Annotated in this window: 18 protein-coding genes; 3 read left to right on the top strand and 15 right to left on the bottom strand. The window is 75.1% G+C overall.

Annotated features, from left to right (window positions below; translation table 11 throughout):
• The first annotated feature begins 141 nt into the window (after positions 1-141).
• Entirely contained in the window at positions 142-708 is a 567-nt protein-coding gene (locus tag CELF_RS07775) for a GNAT family N-acetyltransferase (RefSeq protein ID WP_013770705.1), read from the top strand.
• Positions 709-752: 44 nt separating this feature from the next.
• On the opposite strand, the gene CELF_RS07770 is transcribed toward CELF_RS07775, so the two are convergent.
• From CELF_RS07770 to CELF_RS07725, 10 genes are all read right to left on the bottom strand, one after another.
• The gene (locus CELF_RS07770; protein WP_013770704.1) at positions 753-1,229 is read right to left on the bottom strand and encodes a hypothetical protein; all 477 of its coding nucleotides are present in this window, start codon (positions 1,227-1,229) and stop codon (positions 753-755) included.
• Positions 1,229-1,981 carry a 4-hydroxy-tetrahydrodipicolinate reductase gene (gene dapB, locus CELF_RS07765; protein ID WP_013770703.1) on the bottom strand — a complete coding sequence of 251 codons (753 nt, stop codon included), beginning with the start codon at positions 1,979-1,981 and terminating at the stop codon, positions 1,229-1,231. Before dapB ends, CELF_RS07770 begins: the two co-directional genes overlap by 1 nt.
• An 11-nt stretch (positions 1,982-1,992) precedes the next feature.
• Positions 1,993-2,811, bottom strand: coding sequence for a hypothetical protein (locus CELF_RS07760; RefSeq protein ID WP_013770702.1), 819 nt, complete (start codon positions 2,809-2,811; stop codon positions 1,993-1,995).
• A 241-nt stretch (positions 2,812-3,052) separates the two neighbouring features.
• Positions 3,053-4,399 carry a M16 family metallopeptidase gene (locus tag CELF_RS07755; protein WP_013770701.1) on the bottom strand — a complete coding sequence of 449 codons (1,347 nt, stop codon included), beginning with the start codon at positions 4,397-4,399 and terminating at the stop codon, positions 3,053-3,055.
• Between the two features lies 1 nt (position 4,400).
• Entirely contained in the window at positions 4,401-6,629 is a 2,229-nt protein-coding gene (locus CELF_RS07750) for a polyribonucleotide nucleotidyltransferase (RefSeq protein ID WP_013770700.1), read from the bottom strand.
• Positions 6,630-6,908: 279 nt separating this feature from the next.
• The gene (gene rpsO / locus CELF_RS07745; RefSeq protein WP_013770699.1) at positions 6,909-7,178 is read right to left on the bottom strand and encodes a 30S ribosomal protein S15; all 270 of its coding nucleotides are present in this window, start codon (positions 7,176-7,178) and stop codon (positions 6,909-6,911) included.
• A gap of 135 nt (positions 7,179-7,313) precedes the next feature.
• A complete protein-coding gene (locus CELF_RS07740) occupies positions 7,314-8,354 on the bottom strand; it encodes a bifunctional riboflavin kinase/FAD synthetase (RefSeq protein ID WP_013770698.1) in 1,041 nt (346 codons plus the stop codon).
• A gap of 233 nt (positions 8,355-8,587) precedes the next feature.
• The gene (locus CELF_RS07735; protein ID WP_013770697.1) at positions 8,588-11,893 is read right to left on the bottom strand and encodes a glycoside hydrolase family 9 protein; all 3,306 of its coding nucleotides are present in this window, start codon (positions 11,891-11,893) and stop codon (positions 8,588-8,590) included.
• 174 nt (positions 11,894-12,067) lie between these two features.
• On the bottom strand, positions 12,068-13,015 hold the full coding sequence (gene truB / locus CELF_RS07730; RefSeq protein ID WP_013770696.1) for a tRNA pseudouridine(55) synthase TruB: 948 nt from the start codon (positions 13,013-13,015) through the stop codon (positions 12,068-12,070).
• Positions 13,012-13,584: a TetR/AcrR family transcriptional regulator gene (locus tag CELF_RS07725; RefSeq protein WP_232014319.1), complete on the bottom strand. Its 573-nt coding sequence runs from the start codon at positions 13,582-13,584 to the stop codon at positions 13,012-13,014. The genes truB and CELF_RS07725 overlap by 4 nt, the downstream gene beginning before the upstream one ends.
• A gap of 77 nt (positions 13,585-13,661) precedes the next feature.
• Between CELF_RS07725 and CELF_RS07720 the strand changes: the two genes are divergently transcribed.
• A complete protein-coding gene (locus CELF_RS07720; protein WP_013770694.1) occupies positions 13,662-15,143 on the top strand; it encodes a DHA2 family efflux MFS transporter permease subunit in 1,482 nt (493 codons plus the stop codon).
• A gap of 117 nt (positions 15,144-15,260) precedes the next feature.
• Here CELF_RS07720 and rbfA read toward each other — a convergent pair whose 3' ends face one another.
• The 5 genes from rbfA to CELF_RS07695 form a co-directional block, all read right to left on the bottom strand.
• The gene (gene rbfA, locus CELF_RS07715; protein WP_013770693.1) at positions 15,261-15,713 is read right to left on the bottom strand and encodes a 30S ribosome-binding factor RbfA; all 453 of its coding nucleotides are present in this window, start codon (positions 15,711-15,713) and stop codon (positions 15,261-15,263) included.
• 164 nt (positions 15,714-15,877) lie between these two features.
• Complete coding sequence (gene infB, locus CELF_RS07710; RefSeq protein ID WP_013770692.1) at positions 15,878-18,736, bottom strand: translation initiation factor IF-2; 2,859 nt, start codon at positions 18,734-18,736, stop codon at positions 15,878-15,880.
• A gap of 161 nt (positions 18,737-18,897) precedes the next feature.
• Entirely contained in the window at positions 18,898-19,101 is a 204-nt protein-coding gene (locus CELF_RS21440) for a YlxR family protein (RefSeq protein WP_331855854.1), read from the bottom strand.
• 161 nt (positions 19,102-19,262) lie between these two features.
• Complete coding sequence (gene nusA, locus CELF_RS07700; protein WP_013770691.1) at positions 19,263-20,315, bottom strand: transcription termination factor NusA; 1,053 nt, start codon at positions 20,313-20,315, stop codon at positions 19,263-19,265.
• Between the two features lies 1 nt (position 20,316).
• Positions 20,317-20,898, bottom strand: coding sequence for a ribosome maturation factor RimP (locus CELF_RS07695; RefSeq protein WP_013770690.1), 582 nt, complete (start codon positions 20,896-20,898; stop codon positions 20,317-20,319).
• Positions 20,899-21,027: 129 nt separating this feature from the next.
• On the opposite strand from CELF_RS07695, the gene CELF_RS07690 reads away from it, so the two are divergent.
• The gene (locus tag CELF_RS07690; protein ID WP_013770689.1) at positions 21,028-22,182 is read left to right on the top strand and encodes a DUF4439 domain-containing protein; all 1,155 of its coding nucleotides are present in this window, start codon (positions 21,028-21,030) and stop codon (positions 22,180-22,182) included.
• Positions 22,183-22,201 lie beyond the last annotated feature (19 nt).

Raw genomic sequence — 22,201 nt, 5'->3', positions numbered from 1 at the left:
GGGCCCGGCGACCGCCTTGATAGCCTCGCCCGACCCCGCGACCCGACCGGGGCCGGTCACCGAGGACCGCGCCCGCACCCACCCCCGACCGCCGGAGGACACCGTGCCCTCGACCTCGCCCGCACCCGCCCGGACCGTCCGGTGAGCGCGCCCGGCCCCACGGCGGACGTCTCGGTCCGCCCCGCCGTCCCGGGTGACGAGGGACGCATCGCGCGCGTGCAGCTCGCCGCGTGGCGGCTCGCGCACGCCGACGCCCTCGGCCCGGCCGCGCTGGACCTCGTCGACGAGGAGGCCGTCCGCGGTCAGTGGGCCGCGGCCATCGGCTCCCCGCCCGCCGGCGGGTTCCACGTCCTGGTCGCGTGCGACGGTCCCGCGGTCGTCGGGGTCGCGTCGGTCGCACCCGTCCCGCCGCCGGGCGACGACCCGACCGCGGCCCCGGGCGGGGTCGTGCTGGCGCTCGAGGTGGACCCGGTCCGCCAGCGGCAGGGGCACGGGTCGCGCCTGCTCGCGGCCGCCGTCGACCTGCTGCGCGCCGACGGGGCGGACCAGGTGACGACGTGGGTCCTCGACGGCGACCCGGCGCGCGAGCAGTTCCTCGCGTCGTGCGGGCTCGGGCCCGACGGTGCCACGCGCGAGCTCGCGTCCGGCACCGACGCGGACGGGTCGGCCCGCGTCGTGCGCGAGCACCGCTGGTCCGCCGCGATCTGAGCGCCCGCCGGCCGGCGGGTCACCGGCGGTGGCCGGCGCCGCGGTCAGGCCGTGCGGGGCGCCCGGTGCAGACGGCTCGCGGTGCGCAGCGACTCGCGGGCGCGGCGACGGTCCCCCGCGGCGTCGTACGCGAACGCGAGGTGGTACCAGGAGCGCCAGTCGTCGGGCGCGGCGTCGACCACCTCACGGGCGTCCTCGAACGCCTCGCGCGCGGCCGCACGGTCGATCCGGCCGCCGGGAGACCGCGGCAGCGTGTCGAGCGGCAGCTCGTCGGCGGCGGCGAGCTCGTCGGCCATGCGCTGGACGTCGATCGCGAGGCGCCACTCGCGGGCGACCAGGCCGATGACGAGCAGCGGCAGGACCCAGAACGCGATCCCGAGCGCGACGGCGACCGGCTCACCGGTGCCGATCAGCGCGGTCGCGCGCACCGCCACGAGCCAGACGTACAGGCCCAGCAGCGCGGTCAGGGCGACCGCCGCGAGCACCGACGTGCGCCGTGCACCGCCTCGACCGGTCGCCATCAGAGGTCGAGGAGGTGCTCGAGGCCGACGGTCAGCCCGGGCCGGCGGCCGACCTGACGCACGCCGAGCAGCACGCCCGGCATGAAGCTCACCCGGTCGAACGAGTCGTGCCGGATGGTGAGCTGCTCCCCCGCGTTGCCGAGCAGGATCTCCTCGTGCGCGACGAGCCCGCGCAGGCGGACCGCGTGCACGCGGACCCCGTCGACGTCCGCGCCCCGCGCGCCGTCGAGGCTCTGCTCCGTGGCGTCCGGCACCGGACCGAGGCCCGCGGCGGCACGGGCCGCGGCGATCGCGTGCGCGGTGTGCCGTGCCGTCCCGGAGGGCGCGTCGACCTTGTCGGGGTGGTGCAGCTCCACGACCTCGACGGACTCGAACCAGCGCGCGGCCCGCGCGGCGAACGCCATCGCGAGGACCGCGCCGAGCGCGAAGTTGGGGGCGACGAGCACGCCGACCCCCGGGCGGTCGGCGAGGTGGTCGCGCACCCGGTCGAGCGCGCCCGCGTCCCACCCGGTGGTCCCGACGACGAGGTGCACGCCCGCGTCGACGAGCGCGTGCACGTTGCCCTCCGTGACGGACGGCACCGTGAAGTCGACCGCGACGTGCGCGCCCGCGTCCGTGACCGCGGCGAGGTCGTCCCCCGCGTCGACCGCGGCCACCAGCTCCAGGTCGGGTGCGGCCTCGACCGCGCGCACCACCGTCGCCCCCATGCGTCCCGCCGCGCCCAGCACGGCCACCCTGATCGCGTCGCTCACGGGCAGCAACCCTAACCGGCGACGGGCACCCCGAGGGCCTCGGCGATCCCCTGCTCGACACGGCGCAGCTCGAGCGGCGTCGACCCCGTGAACCGCTCGACCTCGCGCGGCGGGTAGCCCGCCTGCACGTACCAGCGGATCGCGCCCAGCACGTCCTGCGGGCGCACGGGGCCGGGCCCGACGGCGTCGCGCACGAACGCCGAGAACCGGACGGCCGCGAGAAGCTGGTCGGGCGCGAGGCCGAGGCGCTCGACGCACCACCGGTGCAGCGTCGGGACGGGCAGCTCGCTGCCGCGCGCGAGGTCGCTCGCCGTGACCAGGCCCCGGGTCGCGAGCACCTCGTCGACGACGGGACGCAGGCTGGTGAGCACGTCGTCGGGCGGTGCGACGGCGAGCCGGCCCGCGATCGCCGCACCGAGGACGTCCGCGGCGCGGGCGTCGTCGCCGGCCTCCAGGGCGGCCTGGCACGTGGCGACGTCGGCGGTCGGCAGCACCCGGTCGAGCGGCACGACCTCGTCCGCGGGGACGGCGATCCCCAGCTGGGCGAGCGCGAGCGGTCGCAGCTGGGCACCGAGGCGGGCGCTCGGGCCCGCCTGCTCCCGCACCACGGGTCGCCGGGCCGGGCCGCGGACGCCCGGCACGTCGGCGGAGCGCCGCCGCGCGAGCGGGTCGACGCGCGACGCGCGGTTGCCGATCGTGACGAGCACGAGCCCGTGCCCGTCGGGCAGGAGCACCTCGCGCGTCAGGGTGCCGGCCGGCTGCCGGTCCACCCACAGGTGCTCGACGACGTCACGGGCCGGCTCCGGTGCCGGGAACCTCCGGTAGGTCATGTCCCATCATCCCGCGCGCGACGCCCGCCGGGGCACGACCGCACAGGACGGATCGACGCGGCGCGCCACCCCGAGGGGAGGGACTGCCGGCCGACGACGGCCGCACCGCGGCGGGGACTGCCGGCCGGCGACCGCGGACGACGGCAGGGGCGCCCGACCACGGCCGGACGCACGCGGCGGCGTGCACGGCACCCGACGCATCGGGTGCCGTGCACGCACGACCGGCCTCTCGGGCCCGTCGTCAGGCGCCGAACGGTCCCACGCGCACGACCGACCGCGGCCGCGACGCGAGCTCGGCGGCGAGCTCCTGCACGTCCGCCGCGGTGACCGCGCGGATGCGGTCGAGCGACTCGTCGATGCTCAGCAGCTCGCCGTGCACCAGCTCGGCCTTGCCCAGGCGGCTCATGCGCGACCCGGTGTCCTCCATGCCGAGCACGAGCCCGCCCGCGAGCTGGCCGAGCGAGCGCTCGAGCTCCGCGGGGGTGATCCCGCCGTCGGCGAGCCGCTCCCACTCGGCGACCATGAGCTCGACGACCTCGTCGACCTTGCCGGGCGCGCAGCCCGCGTACAGCCCGAAGACGCCGGTGTCGGCGTGGCCGGACGCGAACGAGTACGTCGAGTACGCCAGGCCCCGCTTCTCACGGATCTCCTGGAACAGGCGCGACGACATGCCGCCGCCCAGCACCGCGTTGAGCACGGACAGCGTGAACCGCCGCGGGTCGGTCGCGGTGAGCGCCGTCCCGCCGACGATGACGTTGGCCTGCTCGGTGTGCCGCTGGATCGTCAGCTCCACGCCGTCGGCGGGGATCCCGTCGACGCCCGCGGCGACCGACGACGCGGTGAGCGGCCGACGCCCCGTGGGTGCGTCGTCCCCGTCGAGCGCCCAGCCGCCCGCGGCGAGCGCGTCGGCGACCTGACCGCACAGCGTGTCGTGGTCGACACCTCCGGCGGCCGTGACGACGAGCGTCGCGGGCGTGTAGTGCCAGCGGTAGTGCTCCCAGACGGCGTCGCGCGGCACGGCACGGATGGTGTCGGGCGTGCCGCCGATGGGGCGGCCGAGCGGGTGCTCGCCGAGCACCGCGGCCGCGAACTGCTCGTGCACGACATCGCTCGGGTCGTCGTCGTTCATCGCGAGCTCTTCGAGGATGACGCCGCGCTCGGTCTCGAGCTCGTCGGTGTCGAGGCGCGCCGAGGTCACCATGTCGGCGATGACGTCCACCGCCATGGGCAGGTCGTCGTCGAGCACGCGCGCGTAGTAGCACGTGTGCTCCTTGCCGGTGGCCGCGTTGGCCTCGCCGCCGACGGCGTCGAACGCCTCGGCGATGTCCATCGCCGACCGGCGCGCGGTGCCCTTGAACAGCAGGTGCTCGAGGAAGTGCGTCGAGCCGTAGTGGCCCGACGTCTCGTCGCGCGAGCCGACGCCGACCCAGGCCCCGACGGTCGCGGAGCGCAGGCCGGGCATCTGCTCGGTGAGCACCCGGACCCCGCCGGGCAGGACCGAGCGACGCACGATGGCGTCGCCGTCCTGCCCGGCGGTCTGCTCGGAGCCCGGTGCACCCGGACGGACGAGCGGGAGGTCCAGCGGCACGTCAGGCGTCGGCGGCCGCGGCGGACTCCGCCGGGGCCTCGGCCGCGGCGTCCTCCTCGATGACCGCGTGCAGCGACAGCTTGCCGCGCGGGTCGATCTCGCCGATCTCGACCTGGACCTTCTGGCCCACCGAGAGGACGTCCTCGACGTTCTCCACGCGCTTGCCGCCGACGAGCTTGCGGATCTGCGAGATGTGCAGCAGGCCGTCCTTGCCCGGCGAGAGCGACACGAACGCGCCGAACGTCGTCGTCTTCACGACGGTGCCGACGAACCGCTCGCCCACCTCGGGCATGTGCGGGTTCGCGATCGCGTTGATCGCGGCCCGCGCGGCCTCCGCCGACGGACCGTCGGTGGCGCCGATGTAGACCGTGCCGTCGTCCTCGATGGAGATGTCGGCGCCGGTCTCCTCCTGGATCTGGTTGATCATCTTGCCCTTCGGGCCGATGACCTCGCCGATCTTGTCGACCGGGACCTTCACCGTGATGACGCGCGGCGCGAACGGGCTCATCTCGTCCGGGACGTCGATCGCCTCGGCGATGACGTCGAGGATCGCCAGACGCGCCTCCTTGGCCTGCGTCAGCGCGCCGCCGAGGACCGACGCCGGGATGCCGTCGAGCTTCGTGTCGAGCTGGATCGCGGTGACGAACTCGCGCGTGCCGGCGACCTTGAAGTCCATGTCACCGAACGCGTCCTCGGCGCCGAGGATGTCCGTGAGCGCGGCGTAGCGGGTCTCGCCGTCGACCGTGTCGGACACGAGGCCCATCGCGATGCCCGCGACGGGGGCGCGCAGCGGCACACCCGCGTTGAGCAGCGACAGCGTCGAGGCGCAGACCGAGCCCATCGACGTCGAGCCGTTGGAGCCGAGGGCCTCGGACACCTGACGGATCGCGTACGGGAACTCCTCGCGGCTCGGCAGCACGGGCATGAGCGCCCGCTCGGCGAGCGCGCCGTGGCCGATCTCGCGGCGCTTCGGCGAGCCCACGCGGCCCGTCTCACCGGTCGAGTACGGCGGGAAGTTGTAGTTGTGCATGTAGCGCTTGCGCGTCTCCGGGGAGAGCGTGTCGAGCTGCTGCTCCATGCGCAGCATGTTGAGCGTCGTGACGCCGAGGATCTGCGTCTCGCCGCGCTCGAAGATCGCCGACCCGTGCACGCGCGGCAGGACCTCGACCTCGGCCGAGAGCGTGCGGATGTCCCGCAGGCCACGGCCGTCGATGCGGAAGCCGTCCGTGAGGATGCGCTGGCGGATGAGCTTCTTCTGCACCGACCGGTAGGCGGCGGAGAGCTCCTTCTCGCGGCCCTCGAACTGCTCCGCGAGCTGGCCGACGACCTCGGCCTTGATCTCGTCGAGACGGTTCTCGCGCGTCTGCTTGTCGGCGATGGACAGCGCCTCGCCCAGCGACGTGGTGGCCGCGGCCTCGACGGCGGCGAACGCGTCGTCCTGGTAGTCCGGGAACGTCGGGAAGACCTGGGTCTCCTTGGCGGCCTTCGCGGCGAGCTCCTGCTGCGCCTCGACGAGGACCTTGATGAACGGCTTCGCCGCCTCGAGGCCCTGCGCGACGACCTCCTCGGTGGGCGCGGTCGCACCCTCCTGGATGAGGTTCCACGACTTCTCGGGCGCCTCGGCCTCGATCATCGCGATGGCCACGTCGTCGCCGACGACACGACCGGCGACGACCATGTCGAACGTCGCACGCTCGCGCTCGGAGTAGCGCGGGAACGCGACCCACTGGCCGTCGACGAGCGCGATGCGCACGCCACCGACCGGGCCCGAGAACGGCAGGCCGGACAGCTGCGTCGAGATCGACGCCGCGTTGATCGCGAGCGTGTCGTACGCGTCGTCCGGGTGGATCGCCAGGACGGTGATGACGACCTGGACCTCGTTGCGCAGACCCTTGACGAACAGGGGGCGCAGCGGGCGGTCGACGAGGCGGCACGCGAGGATCGCCTCGGTCGAGGGACGGCCCTCGCGGCGGAAGAACGAGCCGGGGATCTTGCCGGCGGCGTACTGCCGCTCCTCGACGTCGATCGTCAGCGGGAAGAAGTCGAACTGGTCCTTGGGGTGCTTGCCGGCCGTCGTGGCCGACAGCAGCATCGTCTCGCCGTCCAGGTAGGCGGCGGCGGAGCCGGCGGCCTGCTTGGCCAGGCGGCCCGTCTCGAAGCGGACGGTGCGGGTGCCGAAGCGGCCGTTGTCGATGACGGCCTCGGCGAACTGGATCTCGGGACCCTCCACGGGTGCCCTCCTCGTTCTACGAAGGCGCCGGCCGGCCGCGGCGGTCTTCGACCGTGGTCCTCGGAGCCGAGAGCTCCGGGGGCCACTACCGAGGACCGGACGAGCGGGCCGACGCGGTGGATGGTGCTGGGTGGTGCTGGTGGATCTAGGTGGTGCTGGTGGATCTCGGTGGTGCGGGGTGGTTCTCGCTGGTGCTGTCCGGGCGGGCGGTCGTCGCGCACCCGGGGCGAACGTCGGACCAGCCCGGACCCTGTCGTGGGTCCGGGCTGGTCCGGTGGCTCAACGGCGCAGGCCGAGGCGCTCGATGATCGAGCGGTAGCGGTTGATGTCGACCTTCTGCAGGTAGCCGAGAAGGCGGCGACGACGGCCGACGAGCAGCAGCAGACCACGACGGCTGTGGTGGTCGTGCTTGTGCTCCTTGAGGTGCTCCGTCAGGTCCTTGATCCGCTGGGTCAGGACGGCGATCTGCACCTCCGGCGAACCGGTGTCGCCCTCGTGCGTCGCGTACTCGGTCATGATGGCCTGCTTGGTGGCGCTGTCCAGGGACACAGTTCTCCAGGTTGTCTCGTTGCGCGGTGCTCCGGGGCACGTCCACCCGGGCTCTCTCGTTCCGCGGCCGTTCTGACGGCGTCGTCCATCGTACCAGGCGGTCCGCGACCGCCCGACGACGCGGGGTCGGGCGGGTCAGGCGTCGGCGGTGCCCGCGAGCACGACGCGCACGCGCTCCACGTCCTCGCCCATGCGCTCGAGCAGCGCCTCGACCGAGTCGAACCGCAGCGTCGGCCGCAGCCGCTCGACGAGCTCGACGACCACCTGCTGGTCGTAGAGGTCGAGGTCGTCGCGGTCCAGGACGTACGCCTCGACGCGCCGCTCGACGCCGTCGAACGTGGGGTTCGTGCCGATCGACACCGCGGCCGGCAGCACGACGTCCCCCTCGTGCGGGTCGACGGGCGACCCGTCCGCGTGGCGGGTCCGGCGCAGCCAGCCGGCGTAGACGCCGTCGGCGGGCACCATCCCGGCGAGGTCGCCCCCGAGGTTCGCCGTCGGGTAGCCCAGCTCGCGGCCGCGCGCGTCGCCGTGCACGACGGTGCCGCGGACGCGGTGCGGGCGGCCGAGCACGCGGGCCGCCTGCACGACGTCGCCGGCCGCGAGCAGCTCGCGTGCCCACGTCGAGGACCAGCGGCGCCGCAGCGGGTCGGCCGCGCGGTCCTCGGCGCTGCCGGGGTCGGCCGCGGCGGCGGGCGTCACGTCGTCGATGACCTCGACCTCGAAGCCGTACCGCTCGCCGAGGGCGACCATGGTCGACAGGTCGCCGGAGTTCTGCCAGCCGAACCGCACGTCGCGGCCGACGACCACGGTGCGCGCCCGCAGGCCGTCGACGAGGTAGCGCTCGACGAACTCCTGCGGCGTCTGCCGGGCGAACTCGAGCGTGTACGGCAGGAGCAGGACCGCGTCGAGGCCCGTCTGCTCGAGCAGCTCGAGCCGGTCCTCGTCGCCGGTCAGCAGCTCGGGCGCCTCGTCGGGGCGGTGCACCTGCAACGGGTGCGGCGTGAACGTCACCGCGACGGCCCGCGCCCCGGCGGCCCGGGCGTCCGCGCACATGCGGGTCAGGACGCTGGCGTGGCCGCGGTGCACGCCGTCGAAGTTGCCGATGGTCACGACCGAGGGGCCGAACCCGGACGGGACGTCCGCGAGGTCGTTCCAGCGCTGCACAGGGAGGATCATGCCACCGCGCACCCGCCCGGCCTGCGACCGTCCCGTCCGCGAGCGCCCTGGGTGCCGCGAGCGGCTCGTGCGTCACGTCCCCTCTGCCGCGCCTCCGGGTCGACCACGCCGACGCACCTGCGCACCTGACGTCGGAACGCCGGCGTCCGTCGGGCACGGCGGCGCGCGGTCGACCCGGAGGCCGACCGCGCGCCGTCGTCACCCGCCCGCCGGAACGCCCGGCGAGGGCACGATCAGCTGCGCGGACGCTGCACGGCGAGCTCGGCAGGCTCGGTCGCCGCGGTGCCGACGGCGTTGGTGAACACCGCGCGGTACTCCGTGCCCGCCGCGAGCACCGTGACCGGCACGGAGAGCGTCGTCGAGGTGGCCCACGGGATCGGCCGCCAGCTCCCGCCGCCCCACCGCACCTGCCACACGACGCAGGGCGTGGGGTACCCGTCGGCGGCCGCGCGGAACACGGCACGCGTGCCGACCCGTGCCCGGACGTCGGCCGGGTGCTGCGTCACGACGGGTGCCGCGCGCTCGACGGTGAGCCGCACGACGGCGCTCTCGACCGAGCCGGCCGCGTTGGTGAACACCGCCCGGTACCGCGTGCCGTCGGTGCGGGCGGTCGCGCGGACCGTGAGCGTGGTCCCGGTCGCGCCGGCGACGTCCTTCCAGCCGCGGCCGGCCCGCACCTGCCACCGGACGGTCGGCGCGGGCACGCCGCTCGCCTCCGCGGTGAACGTGGCGTCGGCACCGAGCGCGACGGTCGCGTCGACGGGCTGCCGCGTCACCACCGGCGCCGTCGGCACCGGCTCGGCCGAGCCCTGGTCGGCCACCCACGAGGCGACCCAGGACAGCGCGGAGTTCCAGTTGACGGTGAGCTCGTTCGTCGACCACGCCTGGATCTCGTCGACGTAGCACGCGGACGGCGCGCAGCCGTCGGGGAACGCCGCCTTCGTCGTCGGGTCCCACGTCGCGGCCTGCGAGTTCGGGCCGCCCGCGAGCGAGCCGGGCGGCGGGCTCGGGAGCGACGGGTCGAGCTGGTGCGCGAACCACCGGCTGTGCTGCTGGTGCGAGGCGACCTCGCCCCAGCCCGTCACGTACGACTGGTTGAGCGCGTTGCGGCCGAACAGGTAGTCGAGCCCCTCGAGCGTCGCCGCCCGGAACCGCTCGTCGCCCGTGAGGTCGTACGCGGTCGCGACGACGACGAGGTTGTTCGCGACCTGCGAGCTCGAGCCCCAGACGTACTCGCCGCCGGGCGGGGAGTACAGCGAGCCGAATCCCTGCCCCGCCTGCGCCGCGAGGTACTCCTGCGCCCCCTCGACGACCGACGATTGCACCGCGTCGAGACCCGGCAGCTCGTTCGGCACCGTCGCGAGGTCGAGGCGACCCAGCGCGGCGACGCTCCCCCAGCCGAACCCGTCCGCGGTGAACACGTCCGCGGTGTGCAGCGGCGAGGTCGTCACCGCGGTGGCGAACGCGTCCTCGCCCGTCGTCAGGTAGAGCTCGGCGGCCGCCCAGTAGAACTCGTCGGCCACCTGGGAGTCGTTGTACGCGCCACCGCCGTCCGCGCCGGCCTCGCCCGGGGCGTACAGCGCCGGGTGCTCCTGGGCCGCAGCCCAGGTCGTGCGTGCCGCCTCCAGCAGCGTCTGCGCGAGCTGCGGGTCGTACGGCTCGAGCAGGCGCGCCCCCTGCGCCGCGACGGCGGACAGGTTGAGCGTCGCCGCGGTCGACGGCCGGTGCAGCGAGCGCGCCTGCGGGTCGTCGGCCGGCAGCAGCGGCAGCCCGGTCCAGCCCTCGTCGTGCACCTTGTGGTGCACCATCCCCGCGTACTCCCCCTCGGGCACGATCATCGAGAGCATCCACTCGAGCTCCCAGCGCGCCTCGTCCAGGACGTCGGGCACGTCGTTGCCGTGCTCGGGCACGTCGAGGGTGCCGTCCGCGAGCGCGTCGGCGGTGCCCGCGTGCAGCGCCCGCTCGTACGTCTGCAGGAGCTGCCCGACCGCGATGCCGCCGTTGACGACGTACTTGCCGTGGTCGCCGGCGTCGTACCAGCCGCCGCTCACGTCGAGCCGGTAGTCGCACGTCCAGCCGTCGTAGTAGTCGCGCGGGCCGATGCACGGCACGTCGGTGTCGCCCTGGTTGGGCGCGACGCCGACGTGGCCCGCCTCGCGGGCGTACTCCTCGCCGACCACGTCCGCCTCGATCTCGGTGCCGGAGCGCGCGAGGTAGAAGTAGTTGAGCGCGTCGTACCGGAGCTGCTGGTACAGGTCGCCGTCGATGTCGAAGGGGCGGCTCGTCTCGCCGTCGGCGACGAGCGTGTACCCCGCGCCCTGCGTCGTGACGTCGGAGAAGTCGAGCACGTGCACCGCCTGCGCGGCCGACGGCTCGACGCCGCGCGGCTCGCTGGTCCCGTCGGCGACGACCACGCCGTCGGCGTCGCGCAGCTCCCACGCGACCGGCTCGGCCGCGTCGGTGACGAGGGTGGCGCGCTTCGGCCCGAACGGCAGGTAGCCCACCTGGTTGACCCGCACGCGCGGGCCGGTGTCGGGCTCGTACCCGGGCGGCGGCGTCGCCGAGGTGGTGAGCGACACCTGCGAGATGCAGAACTCGTACGCACCGGCCTTGCCGAGGTGGAACGCGACCTGGCCGGGTGCGTCGCCGTCGGGCGGGAACGTCAGGTTCGAGGTGAACGCGTACTCGCGGGTCGCGGGCTCGCCGGTCAGCGGTGCCGACCCCTGCTCGAAGGCGGTCCGGTAGGCGCCGCCGCCCTCGCCGACGAGCACGCGCACCGGCATGTCGGGCGTCGCGCTCGCGGTGAACGACAGGACGTAGCTCTCGCCCTCGCCGACGGGAACGCCGTTGTAGACGAGGCCCGCGTCCCAGGGGTTGCCCTGCCCGCCGGGCAGGTCGACGCACATCCGGCCGTCGGCGAACACCGGCTCGCTCGTGCCGTACAGGGACCACGGGCCGAGCGACTCGGCGAACGACGTGTGCGGCAGGAGCTCGACCTCGGAGTCGAGCGCGACGTCGTCGAGGCAGAACGTCCACGCGTCGGCGCTGAACCCGCCGAGCTGGAAGGCGATCTGCCCCTCGGGGTCGTCGGCGGCGGGTGTCGCGGGGTACGTCGCCGAGGCCGTGAACGTCTCGGTCACCTGCCGCGGCTCGGACGTCAGGGCCGGGCTCGTGTCGAGCACGGTGCCGTAGGGGGCGCCGTTCTGCCCGACGAGCGCCCGCACGGTGACGTCGGTCGAGGCCGTCGCGGTGTACCGGAGCGTGTAGGTGGTCCCTTCCTCGATCGCGACGCCGTTGAGCACGACGCCGACGCCGTACTGCGCGGATCCGGCCGGCACGGCGACGCACAGCGCGCCCGTGCTCGTGTCGAGGGGGCCGTCGGTGCCGTACGCGACCCACCCCTCGGGCCCGTCGTCGAACGTTCCCTCCCCGATCGGCGACGCGGCGAGCGCGGTGCCGCTCCCGGCGAGCGCGAGGGCGAGCGTCGCGACGACGGCCGTGAGCGCGCCGCGCGCCTGTGATGACCTGCGAGAAACCACTCTGTCTCCCCTGTCGTAGGAGCGCTCCCACCCTGCGGTGGAGAACGCCGGTGCTGCGGCGGCAGGGTAGGCACGGCCGCGGCGCCCGCGGAAGCGTGCGCACCGGACCGAATCGTTTCGGTCGCGGACGGCTCCAGACAGGGTGCGGGCGGAGGCGCGCGCCGTGCCGACCGGTCAGGCGGTCGCGGGCGCGAAGACGAGGACCGGCCGCACGCGCCCGCCCCGGTCCTCGACCAGGGCGACGAGCGTCCCGTCCGGGGCGATCGCCGCGACCGTGCCCGCGGGCCCCCCGTCGACGGGCGCGAGCGCCTGCCCGTACGAGAGTGCCCGCACCTCCGGCTCGGCCAGGTCGCGCACGGGGAAGGTCGCCCGCGCGGCGTCGGACAGCGGCAGCACGGGAAGCGGCGCGTCCTCCGGCTCGGCGGCGAGCTGCTCGAGCGTGCGGGCGACGTCCAGGCCGAACCCGCCGACCCGCGTGCGGCGCAGCGCCGTCAGGTGACCGCCGACGCCCAGGGCCGCCCCGACGTCGCGCGCGAGCGCCCGCACGTACGTGCCCGACGAGCACACGACCGTGACGTCGACGTCGAGCACCGCGGTGCCGTCGACGACCGCGCGCCGGCGTCCGTGCACGTCGAACCGCGACACCGTGACGGGCCGCGCCGCGAGCTCCACCTGCTCCCCCGCCCGCACCCGCGCGTAGGCGCGCTCACCGGCGACCTTGATCGCCGACACCGAGCTGGGCACCTGCAGGATCGGGCCGGTGAGCGCGGCGACGGCTGCCGCGAGCCCTGCGTCGCTCACCCCGGACGCGTCGCGCACCGCGACGACCTCGCCCTCGGCGTCGTCGGTCGTGGTCGCGACGCCCAGCCGGACGGTCGCCGTGTACTCCTTGTCCGCGCCGACGACGTAGGTGAGCAGCCGGGTCGCGCGCCCGATCCCGAGCACCAGGACGCCCGTCGCCATCGGGTCGAGCGTGCCGGCGTGGCCGACCTTGCGGGTCGCCGCGAGCCGGCGCGTGCGGGCGACGACGTCGTGGCTCGTCCACCCCTGCGGCTTGTCGACGACGAGGAGGCCGTCCGCCGCGGTGGGACGGCGAGGGCCGGGGCGCTGCTCGCGGGTCACGACAGCGGGGTGAGGTGCTGGAGCGTGCAGAAGACGAGCCCGTCCATGCCGGTGTCCTCACCGACGTGGCGGTGGGCGTCGACGGCGAGGAGCACGTTGATGAGCATGCCCTGCGCGACGAACAGGCGGGCGTCGTCGTCGGTGCCGCCGGTGCGCTCGCGGAACAGCCGGAACGCCTCGCCGAGGGTGTGCCGGGCCACGACGCCGACCTCGGTGTCGCCGCCGGCGATGAACCCGTGCATGAGCAGCCGCAGCAGGTCGCGGTCGTCGAGCAGGCCGACGTAGGCGTCCCCCATGTCCTTGCCCGCGTCGGGACCGGGCGCCACGGAGGACAGCGTGGCGAGCACCTGGGCGCTCGCCTGCCGGTACGTCTCGAGGAACAGCTCGCGCTTCGAGCCGAACAGGCGCACGACGTACGGCTGGGAGACGCCCGCGGCGCGTGCGACCTCGTCGGTGCTGGCGGCGTAGCCGCCCTCGGCGAACACGCGCCGGGCGGCGGCGAGGATCTGCTCGCGTCGCTCGGCGCCGGTCATCCGCGGCGCGGCGGTGGCGTGGTCGGTGGACGGCACCTTGACAGGTTATCAGTCGATGCCTACGTTCGGCGCTTGTTAGTAATCACTCAATGCCAACAAGCCGAGGAGTCGACGTGTCCGCGACCGCCACCGCACCTCCCCCGAGCCCCGGAGCGGGCACCACCGCGGACCCGACGAGGACCCCGCGGCGCACGGGCCGCCCGCGCTCGCGGGCCGTCCCCGTCGGCGTCGCCCTCGTCGCCGCCTCCCTGCCGATGTTCATGGCCACGCTCGACAACCTCGTCATGACCACGGCGCTGCCCGTCCTGCAGGTCGAGCTCGCCGCGTCGCTCGAGCAGCTCCAGTGGATGGTCAACGCGTACACGCTGTCCTTCGCGAGCCTCATGATCGCCGCCGCCACGCTCGGCGACCGCTGGGGCAGGCGCCGGGTCTTCGTCGCCGGCATCACGGTCTTCGCCCTCGCGTCGGTCGCCTCGGCCATGGCCACCGACGCGGGCACGCTCATCGCGGCCCGTGCCGTCCAGGGCGCCGGCGCGGCCGCGGTCATGCCGCTGTCCCTCACGCTGCTCGCCGGCGCCGTCCCCGCCGCGCGGCGCGCCATGGCGATCGGCGTCTGGGGCGCCGTCTCCGGGCTCGGCGTCGCGCTCGGGCCCGTCATCGGCGGAGCCGTCGTCGACGGCATCGCCTGGCAGGCGATCTTCTGGATCAACGTCCCCGTCGCCGTCGTCGCGATCCCGCTCGTGCGCCGCGCGCTGCCCGAGTCGCACGGGCACCGCCAGCCGCTCGACCTCGTCGGCCTCGCCCTGGCGGGCACCGGCGTCCTGTCGACCGTGTGGGCGATCGTGCGCGGCAACGACGACGGCTGGGCCTCGACGCGCGTCGTCGGCGGGCTCCTGCTCGGCACCCTGCTGCTCGCGGCGTTCCTCGTGCGGGAGAACCGCACCGCCCACCCGCTCGTCCCGCTGCGGCTGTTCCGCGTGCGCTCGTTCGGCGTCGCCAACGCCACGGCGCTGCTGTTCTCCGTCGGCGTCTTCGGCATCGTGTTCCTGCTGTCGCAGTACCTGCAGGTCGGGCTCGGCTACTCCCCGCTCGAGGCGGGCGTCCGCACGCTGCCCTGGACGGCCGCACCCATGCTCGTCGCCCCGATCGCCGGTGCGCTCGCACCCCGCGTCGGCGTACGCCCGCTGCTCACCGCAGGGCTGGCGCTGCAGGCGCTCGGCCTGGCCTGGCAGGGCGCGCTCGTCGGCGGCGACGTCGTCTACGCCGACCTCGTGCCGGGGCTCGCGCTCGCCGGGATCGGCATGGGTCTGACCTTCGCGCCCAGCGCCACGGCCGTCCTGGCCGACATGGGCGCCGACGACCACGGCACGGCCAGCTCGGTCAACGCGACCGTCCGCGAGCTCGGCGGCGCGCTCGGCGTCGCGGTCCTCGTCGCGGTGTTCACCGCCGCCGACGGCACCCTCAGCCCGACGGGCTACACCGCCGGGCTGCAGCCCGCCATGCTCGCGGCGGCCGCGATCGTGGGCGCCGGCGCGCTGCTCGCGCTCCTCATGCCGCGCGCGACCGGTCGGGGCCAGGCGGTCGCCCTGCACTGAGCGCCAGTCCCTACCTCGGCCGCCCGCCCGTCGCTGCCCGCGGGCGGGCGGCCGGGACACGACGAGCCCCGCACCGGTCCTCGGTGCGGGGCTCGTCGTGCGTGGTGGCGCGGCGCCTCAGGCCCGCGCGTCCGTCTCGTCGTCCTCGTCGTCCGCGGGCCGGCGGTACGGGTCCGCCTCCCCGGCGTAGGACGCCGCCGCGGCCAGCGCCGCGACCTCGGCGTCCCGACGCGCCGCCTCGATCAGCGCCGCGTCGAGGTGCGCCGCCGTCTCCGGGACCGCGTCCAGGTGGAACGCCAGCGTCGGCGTCAGCCGGATGCCGGTCTGCTTGCCGACCTCCGAGCGGATGATGCCCTTGGCGCTCTCGAGGGCCTTCGCGCTGCCCTCGCGCGCCTCGTCGTCGCCGTACACGGTGTAGAAGACGTCGGCGTGCTGCAGGTCGCCCGTCACGCGCACGTCCGTGACCGTGACGAAGCCGAGCCGCGGGTCCTTGATGCGGGTGTCGAGCATCTGGGCGACGACCTGCTGGATCCGCTCCGCCAGCTTCCTGGCCCGTGCGGTGTCCGCCATGGCACTTCCTTTCTCTCAGCCCCCACCAGCGAGAAGCCTCGCACGGGGACGAACGGAGGGCTCGGCGCCCGTCCGCGGCCGTGGTGGGTCCGGCGGCCGGTCGTCCCGAGGGACGACCGGCCGGTAGGCCGCGGACGGGCACCGAGCCCGGCCGCTACGAACGATCAGGAGCGAGGCTTCTCGCGCAGCTCCCAGGTCTCGATGACGTCCTCGACCTGCAGGTCGTTGAACGACCCGAGACCGATACCGCACTCGTAGCCCTCGCGGACCTCGGTCGCGTCGTCCTTGAACCGCTTGAGCGACTCGATCGTGAGGTTGTCCCCGATGACCTTGCCGCCGCGCAGCACGCGGGCCTTGGAGTTCCGTCGGATCTCGCCCGAGCGGACGATCGAGCCGGCGATGTTGCCGAACTTCGACGAGCGGAAGATCTCGCGGATCTCCGCAGAGCCGAGCTGGACCTCCTCGTACTCCGGCTTGAGCATGCCCTTGAGCGCAGCCTCGACGTCGTCGATCGCCTGGTAGATGACCGAGTAGAAGCGCACGTCGACGCCCTCACGGTCCGCCAGCTCCTCGACCCGCTCCGCGAACTTCACGTTGAAGCCGATGATGATCGCGGAGTCGACCGTGGCCAGGTTGACGTCGTTCTGCGTGATCGCACCGACACCGCGGTGGATGACCCGCAGGTCGACCTCGTCGCCCACGTCGATCTTGAGCAGCGCGTCCTCGAGCGCCTCGACGGCACCCGACACGTCACCCTTGATGACCAGGTTGAGCGTCTCGACCTTGCCCTGGGCGAGCGCCTGCGTGAAGTCCTCGAGGCTGATGCGCTTGCGGCGCTTGGCCAGGAGGGCGGCGCGCTCGGCGGCCTCGCGCTTCTCGGCGATCTGCCGGGCGGTGCGCTCGTCGGGCGCCACGAGGAACGTGTCGCCCGCGCTCGGCACCGACGCGAGGCCGAGCACCTGCACCGGACGGGCGGGGCCCGCCTCGGTGAGCGCGTTGCCGTGCTCGTCGAACATCGCACGCACGCGGCCGTGGGCCGTGCCGGCGACGATCGCGTCCCCGACGTGCAGCGTGCCCGACTGGACCAGGACGGTCGCGACGGAGCCACGACCCTTGTCGAGGTTCGCCTCGATCGCGACACCGCGCGCGTCCTTGTCGGGGTTGGCCCGCAGGTCGAGCGAGGCGTCGGCCGTGAGGAGCACGGCCTCGAGGAGCTCGTCGATGCCCATGTTCTGCTTCGCCGAGACGTCGACGAACATGGTGTCGCCGCCGTACTCCTCGGCCACGAGGTTGTACTCGGTGAGCTGCTGGCGGATCTTGGCGGGGTTGGCCCCCTCCTTGTCCACCTTGTTCACCGCGACCACGATCGGCACGTTGGCGGCCTGCGCGTGGTTGAGCGCCTCGATCGTCTGGGGCATCACGCCGTCGTCCGCCGCGACCACGAGGATCGCGATGTCGGTGACCTGCGCACCACGGGCACGCATGGCGGTGAACGCCTCGTGACCCGGGGTGTCGATGAACGTGATCGGGCGGTCGTTGCCCTCGTGCTGCTTGGTGACCTGGTAGGCACCGATGTGCTGCGTGATCCCACCGGCCTCGCCGGCCACCACATCCGTGGACCGGATCGCGTCGAGGAGCTTGGTCTTGCCGTGGTCGACGTGACCCATGACGGTCACGACCGGCGGGCGGGCCCGCAGCTCGTCGTCGCCCTCGGCCTCGAGCTCGGCGTCCAGGTCGATGTCGAACGACCCGAGCAGCTCGCGGTCCTCCTCCTCGGCCGAGACCATCTCGACGACGTAGCCGAGCTCCGCCGCGAGCGTGCCGAACGTGTCCTCGTCGAGCGACTGCGTCGCGGTCGCCATCTCACCCAGGTGGAACAGCACCGTGACGAGCGCCGCCGGGTTCGCGTCGATCTTGTCCGCGAAGTCGTTCAGCGACGAGCCGTGCCGCAGCCGGATGACCGTGGAGCCGTTGCCGCGCGGGACGCTGACGCCACCGAGCGACGGGGCCTGCATGGCCTCGAACTCCTGACGCTTCGCCCGCTTCGACTTGCGCCCACGGACCGGGCGACCACCGGCGCGACCGAACGCACCCTGCGTGGAGCCGCGACCGGCACCGCCGGGACGACCACCGCCACCGGGACGACCGGCGAACCCGCCGCCGCCACCGGCACCGGGCGCACCGCCACCGCCGCCGGGACGACCGCCGAAGCCGCCACGGCCACCGCCGCCGCCACCGCCGGGACGACCGGCACCGGCCGGGCGCTCACCGGGGCGACCGACGCCGCTGGACGTGCGGCCCGGCATCATTCCGGGGTTCGGGCGCGGCCCGCCGGGACGCGGACCGCCCGGACGCGGACCACCGGGACGGTCGCCCGCCGCGGCCGCGGGGGCCTCGGGACGACGGTCGCCGGGGCGCGGCATGCCCTGCGAGGGCGCGAACGGGTTGTTGCCCGGACGCGGACCACCGGGACGGGGACCGCCACCGGACGGACGCTCGCCGCCCTGACGGGGCATGCCCTGCGAGGGCGCGAACGGGTTGTTGCCGGGACGCGCCGCGGGGCGCGGCGCGGGACGTGCGCCGGGCGTCGGCGCGCCGCCGGGGCGCGACTGGCCGGCAGCCGGACGGCTCGCGGGAGCCGGGGCGGGAGCCGCCGAGGCGGCGGGACGCGCGGCCGGGGCCGGCGCGGGACGTGCGGGTGCCGGAGCGGCCGGAGCCGGGGCGGGAGCCGCCGGTGCGGGCGCGGCCGGCGCGGGGGCCGCTGCCACGGCCGGAGCCGGGGCGGCGGGAGCGGACGGCGCCGCCGGAGCGGGCGCGGCAGGAGCCGGGCGCGCAGGGCGGGCGGCCGACGGGGCGGCGCCACCGCCGGCGGGGTAGGTGTCGCGCAGCTTGCGCACGACGGGCGGCTCGATCGTCGAGCTCGCCGAGCGGACGAACTCACCGAGCTCGTTCAGCTTGGTCATGAGGGTCTTGCTGTCGACTCCGAGCTCCTTGGCGAGCTCGTAGACGCGGACCTTGGCCACATCTCTCCTGTCCTGGTCCGCCCCGGGCAGGGTGGACCGTCGTTAGTGCTGGGTACTCATCGCTGGGTACTCATCGGTGCGTGCTCATCGGGCAGCCATCGGCTTCCAACCCGCTTTCCGTCTCGACGATCGGCCTCGGCACCGGGGTGTCCCGGTGCCGTTCACTGCTCGTGCGTGCTCGCCAGGTGCTCGTGGACCGCCCGTGTGCCGGGGGGACCCGCCACACGCAGCGCCCGTCCGAACGCCCTGCGGCGCTCGGCGAGCTCGAGACATGCACGATCGGGGTGCAGCCACGCTCCCCTGCCCGGCATCCGGCGACCGACGTCCACCACCAGCTCCGGGGATCCCGGAACGGCCGTGGACACGACCACCCTCAGCAGGGCCGACCTCGGGCCGGTCGCGCGGCACCCCACGCACGTGCGCACCGGGCCCACGACGGGCACGGGAGGTGCGGGGTCGGGGGTCCGCCTGCTCGGCGAGGAGAGCCGGGCGTCCGGCCCAGCCGTCGACAGTCTACCCCTCCGCGTCACCGGCGCTGACCGGAGCCGCCCTGCGGGGCCGGTCGGGCGCCGTCCGACTCGTCCGCTGCGCCCGTCTCCGCGTCCGAGCGGATGTCGATGCGCCAGCCCGTGAGCTTCGCGGCGAGACGGGCGTTCTGCCCCTCCTTGCCGATCGCCAGCGACAGCTGGTAGTCGGGCACGACGACGCGCGCCGCCCGCGCGTCCGGGTCCACCACCGTGACGGACACCACGCGGGCCGGCGACAGCGCGTGCGCGATCATCTCCGCCGGGTCGTCCGAGTGGTCGACGATGTCGATCTTCTCGCCGTGCAGCTCCGCCATGACGGCGCGCACACGGCCGCCCATCGGGCCGATGCACGCGCCCTTGGCGTTGACCCCGGCGACGGTCGCCCGGACCGCCATCTTCGTGCGGTGGCCCGCCTCGCGTGCCATCGCGGTGATCTCGACCGTGCCGTCGGCGACCTCCGGGACCTCGAGCGCGAACAGCCGGCGCACGAGGTTCGGGTGCGTGCGCGACAGCGTGACCTGCGGGCCGCGCGGGCCGCGGGCGACCTCGAGCACGTAGGCGCGCAGCCGCTCGCCGTGCACGTACTCCTCGCCGGGCACCTGCTCGTGCTGCGGGAGCACCGCCTCGGTGCCGCCGACGTCGACCAGCACGGTGCGCGGGTCCCGTCCCTGCTGGATCACGCCGCCGAGGACCTCGCCCTCCTTGCCGCGGAACGTGCCGAGCACCTGGTCGTCCTCGGCGTCGCGCAGCCGCTGCACGATGACCTGACGCGCCGTCGCGGTCGCGATGCGGCCGAACCCGTCGGGCGTGTCGTCGAACTCGGGCATGTCCACCTCGACGGGACGACCGTCCTCGCCCACCGGCGCGGGCTCGCGCGCCCACACGGTCACGTGGCCGGACCGGCGGTCCACCTCGACGCGGGCGCGCTGGTGCGAGCCCGGCGTGCGGTGGTACGCGGACAGCAGCGCCTGCTCGATCGCGGCGACCAGCACGTCGAGGCTGATCTCCCGCTCACGCTCGAGCAGCCGCAACGCCTGCATGTCGATGTCCATGTCAGCTCTCCTGTCCGGCGGCGTCGGCACGGGGGCCCGCCACGTCGTCGTCGTCCACAGGGCCCAGCCCGCTCAGGTCCACCTCGACGCGCGCGTCACGCACGTCGGCGAGCAGGATCCGGACCGGGGCGCCGTTCTTGGGTCGGCGCCCCTTGAGCCCGGGCGTGACCGGGACGACCACGACCGCGTCGTCGGCGTCCTGCGCCCCGCGCTCCACGGCCGTGAGGCGTCCGGAGACCGACCCGCCGTCGACGAGCCGCACGCTCACGCTGCGCCCGACGGCGCGCGCGAAGTGCCGGCGCTGCGTCAGGGGCCGGGAGACGCCGGGGCTCGAGACCTCGAGCGTGTACTCGCCCGCGACCACGTCCTGGGCGTCGAGGGCGTCGGAGACGGCTCGGGTGACCTCCGCGACGCGGTCCAGGTCGAGCTCGCCCTCGTCGTCCTCGGGGACGTCCACGACCACGCGGACCACCGAGTGGGCGCCCGCCCTGGTCACCTCGACGTCCTCGAGCAGCAGACCGACCTCGGCCACCGCGGGCTCGACGACCTGCCGGACCCGCTGCGCGGGTGCTGGCGCGACCATGGGAGGGCCTCCTGTCGGTTCCGACGGGTCACCGACGCGCGGCTCGACCCTGTGATGTTGTGGGTCCAGCGTAACGAGTCCGCGCGTGCCCGCCGGTCCGCCGTGCGGCGCGTGGGAGGATCACCGGCGATGAGCGCGCCGCACCGACCTCCCGCCCCCCACCTCGCCGGACGCCGCCGCGCGGCGTCCGCCGCCGCCGCGACGGTGCTCGCCGTCGCGCTGTCGGGGTGCGGGCTGCGGCTCGAGACGCCGCCACCCGTCGAGCCGTCGCCGGACGCCGTCGAGCAGGTGCGCGGGCGCACGGTCGACGACGCCCTCGGCCTCGCGCAGGACGCGCGCGCGGCGCTCGCCGCCGCCCCCGCCGAACCGGTGTCCGCGGTGCTGACCGACGTCGCCGCGTTCGGCGACCTGCACGCGCAGCAGCTGGGAGGCGTCTACGACTCGGGCCTGCCCGACGCGACCCCCTCCCCGAGCGCCACGGCGTCGGCCCCGACGCCCCCCGCCGTGGCGCCGGAGGCCGTCCTGGAGGAGCTGACGGCCGACGCGCGCACCGCGCTCGCGGACGCCGACACGGTCGCGGACGGGCCGCTCGCCCGGCTCGTGGGCTCGGTCGCGGCGTCGCGCGTCGACCTCGCGCAGCGCCTCGCGACGGCGCTGGGCGCCCCCGCGCCGGACCTCGCCGCCCGGCCCGCGGGCACCGACGGCACCGATGGCACCGATGGCACCGACAGCACGGACGGCACCGACAGCACGGACGGCACCGACAGCACGGACGGCACGGACGCAGACGATGCCGGCGTCGACGCGGACGCCTCGGCCGAGGCCGCGCCCGCGGGGCTGACCCGCACCGATCTCGACGCCCTCACCCTCGCGCACGACGAGGCCGGCTACGGGCTCGAGGTGGTCGCCGCCAAGCTGACCGACGCGGCACGCACGACCGCACGCGACACCGCCGCCCGGCACCGCCAGGAGGCGAGCCGGTGGGCCGAGGCCTCGGGTGCGGCCGGCACGGCCGACGACCCGCGTCGCGTCGCCTACGCGCTCCCGGCCGGTCTCGAGGACCCGGCGGTGACGACGTCGCTCGCGCGCACGCTCGAGACGGGCGTCGCCGACACCTACGGCCACCTGCTCGCGAGCGCGGACCCGGGCGCCCGCGCCGTCCTGCTGGACGGGCTGCGCGCCGCCACGGAGCGCGCCCGCACGTGGGGCGCGACGCCGGTCGCGTTCCCAGGCATGCCGGAGCTCGCCGCGGTGGCTCCCACGCCCACGCCGACCGAGGGCTGACGCCCGGGGGGCACCGACC

It is taken from the genome of Cellulomonas fimi ATCC 484 (genome assembly GCF_000212695.1).
GTDB lineage: Bacteria > Actinomycetota > Actinomycetes > Actinomycetales > Cellulomonadaceae > Cellulomonas > Cellulomonas fimi.
Note: the sequence above shows the minus strand (reverse complement) of the source record. Positions and strands in the feature narration are given on the sequence as shown.

Excerpts from the sequence above, each read along its gene's own strand:
- CELF_RS07770 (WP_013770704.1), bottom strand. The coding sequence starts at position 1,229 with ATGGCGACCGGTCGAGGCGGTGCACGGCGCACGTCGGTGCTCGCGGCG.
- CELF_RS07760 (WP_013770702.1), bottom strand. The coding sequence starts at position 2,811 with ATGACCTACCGGAGGTTCCCGGCACCGGAGCCGGCCCGTGACGTCGTC.
- CELF_RS07740 (WP_013770698.1), bottom strand. The coding sequence starts at position 8,354 with ATGATCCTCCCTGTGCAGCGCTGGAACGACCTCGCGGACGTCCCGTCC.
- rbfA (WP_013770693.1), bottom strand. The coding sequence starts at position 15,713 with ATGGCGGACACCGCACGGGCCAGGAAGCTGGCGGAGCGGATCCAGCAG.
- nusA (WP_013770691.1), bottom strand. The coding sequence starts at position 20,315 with ATGGACATCGACATGCAGGCGTTGCGGCTGCTCGAGCGTGAGCGGGAG.
- CELF_RS07695 (WP_013770690.1), bottom strand. The coding sequence starts at position 20,898 with ATGGTCGCGCCAGCACCCGCGCAGCGGGTCCGGCAGGTCGTCGAGCCC.
- CELF_RS07690 (WP_013770689.1), top strand. The coding sequence starts at position 21,028 with ATGAGCGCGCCGCACCGACCTCCCGCCCCCCACCTCGCCGGACGCCGC.